This is a genomic window from Neisseria sp. (assembly GCF_030523955.1).
Classification (GTDB): domain Bacteria; phylum Pseudomonadota; class Gammaproteobacteria; order Burkholderiales; family Neisseriaceae; genus Neisseria.
Genome location: NZ_JAUNHL010000068.1, coordinates 1 through 13,963, shown reverse-complemented (window position 1 = coordinate 13,963; position 13,963 = coordinate 1). Strand labels below are relative to the sequence as shown.

Sequence of the window (13,963 nt, the reverse complement as noted above, 5' to 3'; positions counted from 1 at the left end):
CCGTACTACTTGTACTGTCTGCGGCTTGCTGCCTTGTATCGAAGTAATTAAATCCTCTATAGTTATAAAGTTGCAGTGCAGCGAATATGAAATTTCTGCAAAAATCTCAACCGTCGGATAAACCAATGCCTGTCTGAAAAGTTTTTCAGACAGGCATTTTGTTTCTCAAAAAGATATATATCAAATATCCTGCTCGTCTTCGTCCCCGGCGCGGTTAGTGCTTTGGCGGCGGGAGAAGTTGATGCCCAACTGTTTCAATTTACGGTAGAGGTGGGTGCGCTCGAGGCCGACCTTCTGTGCTACCCGGCTCATGTTCTGGCCTTCTTGGGCGATGTGGTATTCGAAATAGCGGCGTTCCAATTCTTCGCGCAGTTCGCGCAGCGGCAGGTTGAAGTTAAAACCACCGATCATTTCTTGCGGCTGGTTAGGCGTCAGTTGCCCCAAAATGGCGGAAACTTCGCTTTCGCCGACTTCATCGCTTTCGGCGGTTAACGCCAGGTTTTTCACGATATTGCGCAGTTGGTCGAAATTACCCGGCCATTCGTATTGGCGCAGGATATTGAGCGCGGCAGTACTGAATTTGACCAGCGGGATTTTTTGGGTTTCGGAAAGTTCGGTGATAATTTGATTCACCAAAAACATAATATCGTCGGTCTGCTCCCGTAAGGGCGGAATATGGACTTCGCAATTTTCCAGCGCCAGCAAGAGTTTGTTATCCGGTGCGGCGGTGCGCAATTCTTCGGGCGAGCGGCTGGAGGAGCAGATCAGGCGTACATTGTGTCGGTCGGTTTTGCTCAACAGAAAAGCAATGCCTTGCTGGAGGTTGCGGCTGTATTGTGCGATGTCGCCCAAATAAAGAATACCGTTGCTTGCTTTTTGCAGCAATTCCATCGGCGAATCGACGATGTGCTCGGTTTTACTGGGCTCAACCCAAGGGGTATTGTTTTTGTGGAAATAGCGGGCAACCAGTTCGAACGGCGAACCGGGTTCGCCGACTAAAAGTACCGGAGTGCTTTGTTTGACTACTTGCTCCAAACGTTGGTTGAGGGTTTGAATGGCGGGGCTGTTACCCAGTTTGTCGAGCGAGAGGCCGGAAGCGGCTTGCATTTCACCGTATTTGAGGGCGCGGTCTACCGTGCCCAACAGTTTTTTCAGAGCAATCGGTTTTTCTAAGAAATCCAGCGCGCCGATTTTGGTGGCTTCCACCGCAGTATCGATGCTGGCATGGCCGCTCATCATCACCACGGGCATATTGAGCTGGCCGTTTTTCGCCCATTCTTTTAAGAGGGTAATGCCGTCGCAATCGGGCATCCAGATGTCTAACAACACCATGGCAGGGCGGGTTTGGTTGCGCAGTTGGCGGGCTTCTTCTGCATTTTCGGCCTGTGCAACGGTATAGCCTTCGTCTTGCAGGATATCGGATAATAAATCGCGGATACCGATTTCATCGTCAACAATTAATATGTCGCTACTTCTCATTTGTTTGTTCTTCCAGCAATTCGGGTAAAGTTATTTTAACACAGGCACCTCCGGCCGCTTGATTGATCAGGCTGATGCGGCCGCCGTGTTCTTCAATGATTTTTTTGACCACCGGCAACCCTAAACCTGTTCCGGTCGGTTTGTCGGTTACATAAGGTTCGAAGGCATGGTGCAGCATTTCCGTGCTGAAGCTTTTGCCATTATTGGTCACGGTCAATACCACTTGGGTTCCTTCCTGGCGGGTATGGACGTTCACTTCCGGGTGCTTGCTTTCTTCCGCCGCTTCGGCTGCATTTTTGAAAATATTATGCAGTACTTGGCGTATGGCGCCAGAGTCGGCAGCAATGTAAAGCGGTATATTACTCAAATTGGAAGAAAAAGTACATGAACTGCCTTCATATAGCAGCAGGATATCTTCGATAAAACCGTTGAGTTCCACTTTTTCTAATTTGAGCGAAGGCGAACGGGCGTAGTTGCGGAAGGCTTCCACCATGTCTTTCATCGCCTCTACCTGCTTAATAATGGTGGCGGTGGAGCGGTTGAGGATATTGGCATCCTGTTCGTTCAGTTTGTCGGCCAGTTTCCAAGACAGCCGTTCGGCGGAGAGTTGAATGGGCGTGAGCGGATTGCGGATTTCGTGTGCCAACCGTTTGGCGACTTCGCCCCAAGCCGCTTCTTTTTGCGCGCGCACCAGTGTAGTGACATCGTCGAACATCAATACGGTATCCCGATTGTTTTCTTCACTTAATACGGTGGCTTTGCCCAGCAAAATACGCGCCTCGTCGGGTCCTGCGTAAGGTTGTTGTATGGCTTTGTCGCCTTCGGCGGTTGCCATGAGTGCTCCGATGGTTTCGCTCAGGATGGCAAACTGTGGCGAGAGCTTGGCCCAGGATTGCCAAGTGGTGCCGAGTATACCGGCAAACGAGCTGCCGAGTATGCGCTCTGCGCTGGGGTTATAGGTTTTCAAACGCCCTTCTGCATCGAAAGTCATCACGCCGGCGGTAAGGTTTTCCAATACGGTTTCCAGGTAATAGCGTGCCGCTTCGGTTTGTAGGCGGTTGCGTTCGGCATTTGCCTGCGCGATATTGAGCTGTTCGGTCATGTGATTGAACAGATGGGTTAGGCGTCCCAATTCGTCGTTGCGGAACACCGGGCGTTTTAGCGAGAAATCGCCTTGAGCCACCGCACGCGCGCCTTCGGCCAGCGACAAAATGGGTTCGATGAACCGGTAGGAGAACATCATGGCCATGACCAACGCCAGCATAATGGCAAGAAGGCTGGCAATCAGCAGCGTTATCAAGAAGAAATCGCGCAAGCCTTTTTTGGCGTAACTGAGTTCGGCGTATTTGGAACGCGCCGATTCAATCAGCATCGCATCCTGTGCGACATCGTTGGGAATTCGTTTGCGGAAAAACAGCAGGTATTGGTGCTGACTGTATTCGGGCAATACCAACCAGCCTTGCGCATAAAGTACATTATTCACGTTTTCCAACCCGCGGGTGGAGCCGGTGTGGGAAATCTGCTCTTTGGTTTCCTGTTCCAATACAGGGTGAGGCAGGTTGGCAGGATTGCGCGCGTTGTACAGTTTGTTTTCCGCCTGATCATACAATGCCAGTTGGTCGAATTGTTCGGCCAGTCGGGAGTTACTGAGCGTTACCGCCGGATTGTTGCCGCGCGAAACGGAGCGGAACAGTTCGGCTTGGAGGTTGAGGGCGCGGCCGAAAGAGTTGTCCACCGCCAGATTGAGTGCCGATTTACTTAAATTCAGACTGCGTTCGAGCGCTTGGTCGGTATCGTCGCCGAACCAGGAATTAATGCTGTAAGAAATAAACTGTGCGGATACGCCGAATAGAAATAAAGCCGGTAATACGGTAACGACGGTAAACATAGTAGCCAAACGGCGTGCGATTTGCGAGCCCAAAACTTTGCGGCGGTGGGCACGGGTAAGAAACCACACATAGCGGATAACGGTGGCCAGCAGAATCAGAATCAGAATGCTGGCGGCAGCAATAATCCACCAGAAATATTCGGACAGGCGGTTGCTGCTGTTGGTTGCCAAGGTCAGCAGATAGAGCAGAATGGCGGCGCAGAGGCCTATATAGGGAAGAAAGCGCGGAGCCATGCGCTAGTCCTTACTGATGGAGAGCGATTGCCAACCTGAATCCAGCCGCCAATTTTGCGAGGTGAGGGCGTTTATTTGAAACGGCCGCGGCAATTGTCCGGTGCTGAGCATTAATCGGATTTCGGCTTTTACGTTGGACGGCGATTCGTTTTGCAGTGCGCCGCTGCTGAGTACTTTCCAGTTTGAAATCGCCCCGATGCCGCGCAAGGCGGTGTTTAAATTGTTGTATTCGGTTGAAAACGTACCGACGCTGATGCGGTAGCGGTTAGTCAGCGGGTGGTAGGAGAGTTTGTAGTTCACGCTATTGTCGCTGCCGACAATCTGGCCGAGTTTGAATTTATAGGCGGCGATGGTCGGTGCGGATAATTGGTAGCTCAAGGAAAAATGCAGCGGTACGCCTTGGGAGAGCGCTTGTTTGAGCTGGTCGGGCAAATCGGTTTGGAAGCGGCTGCTGATGGCCAGCTGGCCGTTATCGGTCAGACGCGCTTCGGAACGCACCACGCGTATACCTTCCGCTTGCGCGAATGAAGGTGCAAGCAGGAGCGGCAAAAGCAGTAAAAGCCATTTACTGCTTGTGAATAAGCGCGTAATAAAAACCATCTTGGTTGCCGTTGGGAATCAAAACACGCGATTCGCTGCATTGCGCATCGGCATGTCGGGTTAAAAAACGGGAAAGTTGTTGCTGGTTTTCCTCCTCAAACAGCGAGCAGGTTGCCAGCAACATACGCCCGCCGGGGCGTAATACGCTCCATAAGCTGTCCAACAAGGGTTCTTGCTGGCGGGCGGTTTTCAGTGCATCACCGGGGCGGCGCAGCCATTTGATATCGGGGTTGCGTTTGACTACGCCGGAGGCGGTACATGGCACGTCGGCAAGAATGGCATCAAACGGTTTACCCTCATACCAACCGGCCAAATCGGCGGCATCGGCACTTTTGAGCTGCACCATGCCTGTCTGAAAATTTTTGTTTTCAGATAAAAAGCCTAAGCGTTGCAGATTGCTGTGTACTCGTGCCATTCGTTCTGGCGAAATATCGAGTGCAGTCATCTGGCAGTCGGCCATTTCCAGTAAGTGGCCGGTTTTGCCGCCGGGGGCGGCGCAGGCATCCAAGATACGTTCACCGCTTTGCGGTTTCAGTAAGTAGGCTGCTTGTTGTGCGCCCCAGTCTTGTACCGATACGCGGCCTTCGGCAAAGCCGGGCAGGGCATTGACCGATACGGCTTCGTGCAAGCGTACGGCATAGTCATCTAAAGCTTTGCCTGCCAAGCCGGCTTGTTCCAATTCTTTCAGATAGGACTCGCTGTTTCCGTGGCGGCGGTTGACCCGCAACGTCATCGGCGGCGGTTGCATGGTGGCGGCCAGAATATTGTGCCAATGTTTGGGATAGTGGTTTTTCAGATAGGCTTGCCACCATTGCGGATAATTATATTTTGCCGTGTCATCGGTTTTGCATAAACTGTTGAGTGCTTCTTTTTCGCGCAAAAAACGGCGCAAAATGGCATTGGCAAACGAACGGTATTGCCCTTTACCAATACGGGCAATATTTTCCACGGCTTCGTTGACCACGGCATGTGGTGCGTTTCTGGTGTGGTTTAATTGATACAATGCCACCAGTAACAAACTTTCCAACCGACTGTTGCTGATGGGTTTGTTCAGCATTTTCGACAACATAAAGCGCAAACTGCCGGCATAACGCTGGCAGCCGTAGGCGATATCTTGCAATGCGCCTTTTTCAGACAGGCCTAATTCGGGATGGGCATGGCGCAAAGCGGCCAAGACTTCCTGTAGGTTTTTTCCGGCGGCCACTTCTTCTATGGTACTTGCCGCCAGCGATTGTACTTGCGCCAAACTCATAGCAGGCTGCCTGCTTCAATCTGCCGCCCGGCGGCAAAGGCGGTAATATTCATCCGTTTGCTGCCGGCCGGTTGCAATTCGGTGATGCGTAAAGCTTGCTCGCCGCAGGCCACCACCAATCCTTCCGCATCAAAGGACAGTACTTCGCCGGAGCGGCCGCTTTGATTCACTACTTCGGCCTGCCAGATTTTTAATGGCGCATCCTGCCACACGGTCCAAGCTGCCGGTGCAGGATTGAAGGCGCGGATTTTGCGTTCGATTATTTTGGCCGGTTCCTGCCAATTGATTTTTGCTTCTTCTTTGCTTAATTTTTGTGCGTAGGTTGCGTTGTTTTCCGTTTGCTCAACCGCTGAAAGGCTGCCGTTTTGCGCCAATTGTTGTAAATCGGTAACAATAGCGGAGGCGCCTAATTCGGTTAAAGCCTGATAAGCGGAAGCGGAAGTTTCATTGGGTTTTAAGGGATAACGATGCTCGCTGATCACCGCGCCGGTGTCTAAGCCGGCATCCATTTGCATGATGCATATGCCGGTTTCCGCATCGCCCGCTTCAATTGCACGCTGGATAGGTGCCGCTCCGCGCCAGCGAGGCAGTAGAGAGGCATGAATGTTCAGACAGCCGTATTTGGGTATATCCAATACGGCTTGCGGCAGGATCAGACCATAAGCGGCAACCACCATCACATCCGCATTCTGCGTTTGCAGCAGTGCCAAGGCTTCCTCGTTGCGAAGACTGGTCGGTTGAGCCACTGCTAGCCCCAAGCTTTCGGCCATCTGTTTGACCGGGCTGGCCTGCAGTTGCATGCCGCGGCCTTTCGGGCGGTCAGGCTGGGTGAGTACCAGCGGAATATCAAATCCTGCTTCGGCAATAGCCTTGAGGGCGGCAGCGGCAAAATCAGGCGTGCCTGCGAAAATTACTTTCATGGGAAGTCCCGGTAGCAATAGATGAGGGTGCTCAGAGCGTTACATTTCCAAACGACTGCGTTTTTTCAGCTTGGTTTTGATACGATTTTGTTTGAGCGGCGAAAGATGTTCGACGAACACTTTACCGTTTAAGTGATCCAGCTCATGTTGCACGCAAATCGCCAGCAAGCCGTCTGCTTCCAAGGTGAACGGTTTGCCGTCGATATCCAGCGCTTCCACCGTGATGCGCTCTGCGCGGGTAACCGTGTCGTAAATGCCGGGTACGGAAAGGCAGCCTTCTTCGTAAGTGGTTTCACCTTCGCGAACGGTAATGGTAGGGTTGATGAATACGCGCAATTCGTTACGCTCTTCCGATAAATCCATCACCACCACGCGCTCGTGTACGTTGACCTGAGTAGCGGCCAAGCCGATACCCCGCGCCTCATACATGGTTTCGGCCATATCGGCTACCAAGGTGCGGATGCGTTCGTCGATTTCGCCGACCGGTTTGGCAACAGTGTGCAATCGTTCGTCGGGATATTTTAAGATATTCAACAAAGCCATATTCTTTTCTAAATATAATGGGTGTCTGTGCTTAAACGCTAGGAACTCACCGGGAAACCATGTAAAATATCGCGTTAGCATTTACGAGGGCCGGTGAATCGGTTCGTTTTACTTAAAAATTTTTATGATGACAGTTTGACTATATTTCAAGGGGAGTGTGTCATGCGAAAACGTATTATAACCTTGCTTTGCGCCGCAGGCTTAGCATTTTCCGCCCAAGCTATGGCGGCCGGATTGAAAGTGCGCCCGGATGCGCCGACGCGTTACGAAGTTAAACCCGGCGATACTTTGTGGAGTATCTCCGGCAAATTTCTTTACAGCCCTTGGCAGTGGAACCGCTTATGGGGCGCCAATCGCGGTGAAATCCGCAACCCTCATGTGATTTATCCCGGCCAGGTGTTGGTTTTACGCTACGTCAACGGCCAGCCGCGGTTGGGTTTTGAGCGTGGTGCTTCCGACAATGATATCCCGCTGGTGAAATTGTCGCCGCGAGTGCGCGAAGTGTCTTCAGGCTATGGCATTCAGACCATCAATGTCAATTTCTACCGCATGTTTATGCAGCATCCGCAAGTGATTCCGCAGCTGCAAACCCAACTTGCCCCGAAACTGATTAAAGGTCCGGATAACCGCCTGATGTATTCGCGCGGAGATCGTGTTTATGCCTATGGTGTTACCGAACCGGGCCAATATCTGATTTACCGTGCGGTAAAAGACATTACCGATCCCGATACCAAGAAATTCTTGGGTCAGGAAGTGGTGATTAGCGGAATCGCCAGCACTGTACCGTATACCAATAGTGCATTGGATGCGCGCAGTGAAAAAGATGCCAAATATCTGCAAGAAGGTGAGTATTACACCCGCCTGCATCCACTCATGAAAGTGCCGACACAAACGGCACAGCCTATGGTAATTGAAGAGGCGGTTTCTGAAATCCGCGAAGGCGACTACTTGTTAAAAGTTGATGAAAATATCAAAAATTTCAATATGATGCCGCATTCTCCGAGCCGGCATATTGATGCCAAAGTGGTTTCCATTTTTGATGGCATCAGCGAATCTGGCCAATTCCAAACCATTACTTTGAATAAAGGTGAAGCGGATGGCTTGGATAAAGGAACGGTATTGAGTTTGTACAAACGCAGCCGCCAGATTAAAGTGGATGTGGAAGAGGGTGCCAAACGCAACAGAAGCGTGGTGAAATATGTATCCATCCCGGCAGAGGAAGTAGGTTTGGCCATGGTGTACCGTGCCAGTGAGAATTTGGCTTCTGCTATTATTTTGGAAAGCCGTACCAATATTAATATCGGCGATGTAGCATCCGAGCCGGGCCAGGATTTGGATAATATGGCGAATGACAAGGTTCATGTACGCAACGAGCCGCAGGATGTACACGATACGGAATACAATGAGTACAATATTATGAGTAATATTCGTCCTAAATTGTAAACTGGTAAATGAGAAAAAAGCACGTTTTTACAACGTGCTTTTTGTTTGGGTGCCCGAATTTCGTTGATTTGCATCGACACCTGAGTTTGCCTAGAATGTCACTTGTTTAGCGAATAATCATATAAGTTATATTTACGGGGGTAAAATGGAGTCGCAGGAATATCGTGCATGGGTGAAGCTGGCGCTAACGCCTTATATCGGCCCTGAGTCTTTTCTGGCTTTGTTGGCGCATTACGGCTCAGCGCAGGCGGTATGGTCGGCACCTGCGGGCGAAATCCGCCAATTGCTTGGTCGTTATGGTAAGCAGGCAGCCGCTGCTTGGGAGGGTACGGATAAGCGTGCGCAACAGGCGGCGGATGCAGCCATAATGTGGTCGCAGCAGGACGGTTGCCGTTTGTTGCTGCTGTGCGAACATGAGTTTCCGGAGCGATTGAGCGAAGGAATTACGCCTCCTCCCTTGTTATTCGCGCGAGGTGACATCACTTTGCTGCAGAAACCGGCGGTGGCTATCGTCGGCAGCCGTCATGCTACGCCGCAAGCTTTGCGGATTGCGCGTGATTTCGGGCAGGCATTGGCTGAGCAAAACGTGTGCGTGGTTTCAGGTATGGCAGCCGGTATCGATACGGCGGCGCATGAAGGTGCTTTAAAGGCGGGAGGGTCTACGATAGCGTTTTGGGGAACCGGCATAGACCGTATTTATCCGCCGGCCAACCGGCAACTGGCTTACCGGATTGCCGAACAAGGTTTGGTGCTTTCGGAATTCCCATTGGATACCCGCCCGCTGGCCGGAAATTTTCCGCGTCGTAACCGTTTGATTGCCGCGTTGAGCCAAGCGGTACTGGTGGTGGAAGCGGCGCTGGAGTCGGGCTCGCTGATTACTGCGCGGCTGGCGGCGGAAATGGGTAGGGAAGTGCTGGCGGTACCCGGATCGATAGATAATCCTCATGCAAAAGGGTGTCACCGGCTGATTAAAGACGGAGCAAAATTAGTGGAAAGTCTGGAAGATATCTTGCAAGAGTGTCCGCAACTGTTGCAAAAAAGCCCCGTGTCATCATATCCTATATATAAGGAGTCTCGGGTTAAGACCGGAGATACCATATTGCCAGAGTCTTTCGAGCCGGAAAAATGCCTGTCTGAAAAACAAAAGTTTGTAGTGCAAACAGATAAGCAAGATAAGATGCTTAACGCGATGGGCTATGAGCCGGTACATCCGGATTGGTTGGCCGAACAGCTGCAACTGCCGGCAGCGGAAATTTATAAAGAATTACTGGAGCGCGAACTTGCCGGTGAAGTAGCGGCGGTAGCAGGCGGGCGTTATCAGCGGATTAAACCGCCCCAAATGTAAGAAAGGAAAACGATGGCAGATTTGATTGCTTTTTTGATTGAGCATTTTCAGGATTTCGATGCTTGCCCGGCGCCTAATGACTTGAGCTCTTTATTGGAAGAGGTGGGCTTTGACGGCGTGGAAATCAATTATGCATTGATGCTGCTGGAAATTCTAACGGCAGAACCGCTCATTTCTGCCAAGCAAGAATTCACGGATTCACTGCGTGTCTATACTGTAGACGAAACAGATATTTTTCCGCCGGAAGTCATTGATTTACTGCATTTCCTTTCCCGAGAGCAAGCTTTGAATCCTTCGCAGCGCGAGTTGGTGGTACACGCTTTGCTGTGCATGCCGCCGGAAGACATCACCGTAGATTTGGCTAAAGTATTGTCGCTGCTGGTGTTGTGGATACAGCGCTCGGAGTTGCCGGTGTTGATCGGTGACGAGTTGATGATGGCATTGCACGGACAAACCGTGATGCATTAAGAAACGGTAAGCTTGTTTTTCAGACAGGCATACCAAATAAAAAAAACAAGATTCGGCGGCATTGGCCGCCGGTAATATTTATCCCTGAAACATTTTCCTGCAGGCAAATAAATTATTCGACGGCAGCAATGTTTGCATTGAGATTAACTGAAACAGAAAGCAATACGGGATGGTTCAAGCAGTGTAGCTGTGAGCAAACCATACATACAATGAAGAGAAAAAGAATATGGCAAAAAACCTATTGATTGTAGAGTCTCCCTCCAAAGCCAAAACACTGAAAAAATACCTCGGCAGCGAGTTTGAAATTCTCGCTTCCTACGGCCATGTGCGCGATTTGGTGCCGAAAAACGGTGCGGTCGACCCCGACAACCACTTTGCCATGAAATACGAGCTGGTTGCCCGCAATGCCAAACACGTCGATGCCATCGTCGCCGCCGCCAAAGAAGCCGAAAACCTCTATCTGGCCACCGACCCGGATAGGGAGGGCGAAGCCATTTCATGGCATTTGCAGGAAATCCTCAAAACCAAACGCGGCTTGAAAAACATCAACCCGCAACGCGTGGTGTTTCACGAAATCACCAAAAACGCCGTGCTCGAAGCCATCGCCCACCCGCGCGGCATCGAAATCAACCTGGTCGATGCCCAGCAGGCGCGCCGTGCGCTCGATTATCTGGTCGGCTTCAACCTCTCGCCACTGTTGTGGAAAAAAATCCGCCGCGGCTTGAGTGCCGGCCGCGTGCAAAGCCCCGCCTTGCGCCTGATTTGCGAGCGCGAAAACGAAATCCGCGCCTTTGAAGCGCAGGAATACTGGACGCTCCATCTCGACAGCCACAAAGGCCGCAGCAAATTCACCGCCAAACTGGTGCAATACAAAGGCGAAAAACTCGAACAATTCTCCCTGCCCTCCGAAACATCGCAGGCCGAAGTGCTCGCCGCCTTGCAGGGCAAAAACGCGCACGTTGCCGCCATCGAAAAGAAAAAGCGCAGCCGCAACCCCGCCGCGCCGTTCACCACCTCCACCATGCAGCAAGATGCCGTGCGCAAACTCGGCATGACCACCGACCGCACCATGCGCACCGCCCAACAGCTCTACGAGGGCATCGACGTCGGCCAGGGCGCCATCGGCCTGATTACCTATATGCGTACCGACAGCGTTACCCTGTCGGACGAAGCGCTCACCGAAATCCGCCACTACATCGAAAACAAAATCGGCAAAGATTATCTGCCTTCCGCGGCCAAGCAATACAAAACCAAATCCAAAAACGCCCAAGAAGCGCACGAAGCCATCCGCCCGACTTCCGTGTACCGCACGCCCGAGAGTGTGAAGCCGTTTCTCACCGCCGACCAGTTCAAACTCTATCAAATGATCTGGCAGCGCACCGTTGCCTGCCAGATGGCTCCTGCCAAATTCGACCAAACCACCGTCGATATCGCCGTGGGCGACGGCATCTTCCGCGTAACCGGCCAAGTGCAAACCTTTGCCGGCTTCTTAAGCGTGTATGAAGAAAGCACCGACGACGAAGACGAAGGCGAAGAAAACAAAAAACTGCCCGAAATGGCCGAAGGCGAAACCCTGCCCGTCGACAACATCTACGGCGAACAACACTTCACCACCCCGCCGCCCCGCTTCAACGAAGCCACCCTGGTGAAAGCGCTCGAAGAATTCGGCATCGGCCGCCCTTCCACCTACGCCAGCATCATTTCCACGCTCAAAGACCGCGAATACGTTACCCTTGAGCAAAAACGCTTCACCCCCACCGACACCGGCGAAATCGTCAACAAATTCCTCACCGAACACTTCGCCCAATACGTCGACTACCACTTCACCGCCAAGCTCGAAGACCAGCTTGATGAAATCGCCAACGGCAAACGCGAGTGGATACCGGTGATGGACAAATTCTGGAAAGGCTTCCACAAACAGGTTGAAGAAAAAGAAGGCATCGAGCGCGCCAAATTCACCACCCAAGAACTCGACGAAACCTGCCCCAAATGCGGCAACCACAAACTGCAAATCAAGTTCGGCCGCAACGGCCGCTTCGTTGCCTGCGCCGGCTACCCCGAATGCAGCTACACCCGCAACGTTAACGAAACCGCCGAAGAGGCAGCCGAACGCACCGCACAGGAAGCCGCCGAGCAGGCCGAACTCGAAGGCCGCCAATGCCCCAAATGCGGCGGACAACTGGTTTACAAATACAGCCGCACCGGCAGCAAATTCATCGGCTGCGCCAACTACCCCAAATGCAAGCACATCGAACCGCTGGAAAAACCCAAAGACACCGGCGTCGAATGCCCGCAATGCAAAAAAGGGCATCTGGTGGAGCGCAAATCGCGCTACGGCAAACTGTTTTACAGTTGCAGCACCTACCCCGACTGCAACTACGCCACCTGGAACCCGCCCGTGGCCGAAACCTGCCCCAAATGCCAATGGCCGGTGTTAACCATCAAAACCACCAAACGCTGGGGTGTGGAAAAAGTCTGCCCGCAGAAAGAATGCGGCTGGAAAGAGCAGATTGAGCCGCCTGCACCGAAAGAATAAGCTTGTCGGTAAAAGAGAAATGCCTGTCTGAAAACTTTTCTGTTTTCAGACAGGCATTGAATTGCAAGTACTTTCATTAAGATTCTGTTCAGTACGGTTAAACCGAATGCCTGTCTGAAAGTTTGCCATAGCCGAACAAGTTTATTTTTCAGACAGGCATCTCTTTAATTGAAATAGGATCCAAAATACGGTTATGAAAAAACAGACCGCCCATGCCAAACACCAAAATCAAGTCCGCATCATCGGCGGCAGCTGCCGCGGGCGAAAATTAAGCTTTGCTCCGGCAGACGGTTTGCGGCCGACCGCCGATATGGTGCGGGAAAAACTGTTTAACTGGCTGGGGCAGGATTTAACCGGCCAGACTGTGTTAGATTTGTTTGCCGGCAGCGGCGCGCTCGGATTGGAAGCCGCTTCGCGCCATGCCAGCAAGGTTGTTTTGGTGGAGAACAACCGGCAGACTGCGCAGCAATTGCGGCAGAATATTCAAACATTAAAATTGGAGCGGACCGAGGTGGTCGGCAACGATGCTTTATTTTATTTGCAACAAAGTCCGTTCAAATTTGATACCGTATTTCTTGATCCGCCTTATGCTTGGCAGGATTGGTCCGAATTATTCGAATATTTGCCACGATGCCTGAACAACGGCGCACGCATTTATCTGGAAGCCGCCCAATTGCCGGTGTGGCCGCCGGAATACAGCATTCATCGGGAAGGAAAGTCCGGTGTAAGCCGTTTTGTGTTGCTGAATTATCATGGAAAGCAGTAGAGTGCCTGAGATCAATTCAGTTTCGATTGTTTTGCAGGCGAATATGCTATAATTTTTACGTTAAACCCAAAAGAATATAAAGGATTGAGTATATGTCACTCTTTATTACCGATGAGTGCATTAATTGCGATGTTTGCGAACCAGAATGCCCCAATGATGCTATTTACCAAGGCGAAGAAATTTACGAAATCAACCCCAATTTGTGTACGCAATGTGTCGGGCACTACGATGAGCCGCAATGCCAGCAAGTTTGTCCGGTAGATTGTATTTTGGTGGATGAAGAGCATCCGGAAACACCGGAACAGTTGCAAGAAAAGTACGAACGCTTGGTTGCTGGAAAATAATTCCATTAAGAATGAATTGTTTGAATGGATGGGTTGGAAAATTTTATTGTGGTGTGTTGACCGGTTAAAGTTAGCTGTGTATTATTGCGTTTCTCTTTTGGTGGGATTCCCGAGCGGTCAAAGGGGGCAGACTGTAAATCTGTTG

General features: G+C 51.4%; 12 protein-coding genes. 6 read left to right on the top strand and 6 right to left on the bottom strand.

The window, feature by feature from the left end:
• Window positions 1–180 precede the first annotated feature (180 nt).
• From Q4C79_RS11700 to def, 6 genes are read right to left on the bottom strand one after another with little or no spacing between them, the layout of a single operon-like run.
• Window positions 181–1,479, bottom strand: a complete 1,299-nt coding sequence (locus Q4C79_RS11700; RefSeq protein ID WP_303091200.1) for a sigma-54 dependent transcriptional regulator — start codon at window positions 1,477–1,479, stop codon at window positions 181–183.
• Window positions 1,469–3,601 (bottom strand): PAS domain-containing sensor histidine kinase, encoded by a 2,133-nt coding sequence (locus Q4C79_RS11695; RefSeq protein ID WP_303091199.1) that lies wholly within the window; start codon window positions 3,599–3,601, stop codon window positions 1,469–1,471. The genes Q4C79_RS11700 and Q4C79_RS11695 overlap by 11 nt, the downstream gene beginning before the upstream one ends.
• A gap of 3 nt (window positions 3,602–3,604) precedes the next feature.
• Window positions 3,605–4,201, bottom strand: coding sequence for a DUF4390 domain-containing protein (locus tag Q4C79_RS11690; protein ID WP_303091198.1), 597 nt, complete (start codon window positions 4,199–4,201; stop codon window positions 3,605–3,607).
• A complete protein-coding gene (gene rsmB / locus Q4C79_RS11685; RefSeq protein WP_303091197.1) occupies window positions 4,167–5,453 on the bottom strand; it encodes a 16S rRNA (cytosine(967)-C(5))-methyltransferase RsmB in 1,287 nt (428 codons plus the stop codon). The genes Q4C79_RS11690 and rsmB overlap by 35 nt, the downstream gene beginning before the upstream one ends.
• On the bottom strand, window positions 5,450–6,373 hold the full coding sequence (gene fmt, locus Q4C79_RS11680; RefSeq protein ID WP_303091196.1) for a methionyl-tRNA formyltransferase: 924 nt from the start codon (window positions 6,371–6,373) through the stop codon (window positions 5,450–5,452). The genes rsmB and fmt overlap by 4 nt, the downstream gene beginning before the upstream one ends.
• 39 nt (window positions 6,374–6,412) lie before the next feature.
• Window positions 6,413–6,916 (bottom strand): peptide deformylase, encoded by a 504-nt coding sequence (def, locus tag Q4C79_RS11675; RefSeq protein WP_303091195.1) that lies wholly within the window; start codon window positions 6,914–6,916, stop codon window positions 6,413–6,415.
• Window positions 6,917–7,078: 162 nt separating this feature from the next.
• On the opposite strand from def, the gene Q4C79_RS11670 reads away from it, so the two are divergent.
• The 6 genes from Q4C79_RS11670 to Q4C79_RS11645 all read left to right on the top strand — a co-directional run bounded on the left by Q4C79_RS11670 (window position 7,079) and on the right by Q4C79_RS11645 (window position 13,818).
• Window positions 7,079–8,359: a LysM peptidoglycan-binding domain-containing protein gene (locus tag Q4C79_RS11670; protein WP_303091194.1), complete on the top strand. Its 1,281-nt coding sequence runs from the start codon at window positions 7,079–7,081 to the stop codon at window positions 8,357–8,359.
• A 145-nt stretch (window positions 8,360–8,504) separates the two neighbouring features.
• The gene (gene dprA / locus Q4C79_RS11665; protein WP_303091193.1) at window positions 8,505–9,704 is read left to right on the top strand and encodes a DNA-processing protein DprA; all 1,200 of its coding nucleotides are present in this window, start codon (window positions 8,505–8,507) and stop codon (window positions 9,702–9,704) included.
• A 12-nt stretch (window positions 9,705–9,716) separates the two neighbouring features.
• Window positions 9,717–10,172: a DUF494 domain-containing protein gene (locus Q4C79_RS11660; protein WP_303091192.1), complete on the top strand. Its 456-nt coding sequence runs from the start codon at window positions 9,717–9,719 to the stop codon at window positions 10,170–10,172.
• A gap of 226 nt (window positions 10,173–10,398) precedes the next feature.
• Window positions 10,399–12,708 carry a type I DNA topoisomerase gene (gene topA, locus Q4C79_RS11655; protein WP_303091191.1) on the top strand — a complete coding sequence of 770 codons (2,310 nt, stop codon included), beginning with the start codon at window positions 10,399–10,401 and terminating at the stop codon, window positions 12,706–12,708.
• 193 nt (window positions 12,709–12,901) lie between these two features.
• Complete coding sequence (gene rsmD, locus Q4C79_RS11650) at window positions 12,902–13,474, top strand: 16S rRNA (guanine(966)-N(2))-methyltransferase RsmD (protein ID WP_303091190.1); 573 nt, start codon at window positions 12,902–12,904, stop codon at window positions 13,472–13,474.
• 92 nt (window positions 13,475–13,566) lie between these two features.
• Window positions 13,567–13,818, top strand: a complete 252-nt coding sequence (locus Q4C79_RS11645; protein WP_303091189.1) for a YfhL family 4Fe-4S dicluster ferredoxin — start codon at window positions 13,567–13,569, stop codon at window positions 13,816–13,818.
• The last annotated feature ends 145 nt before the right edge of the window (window positions 13,819–13,963 follow it).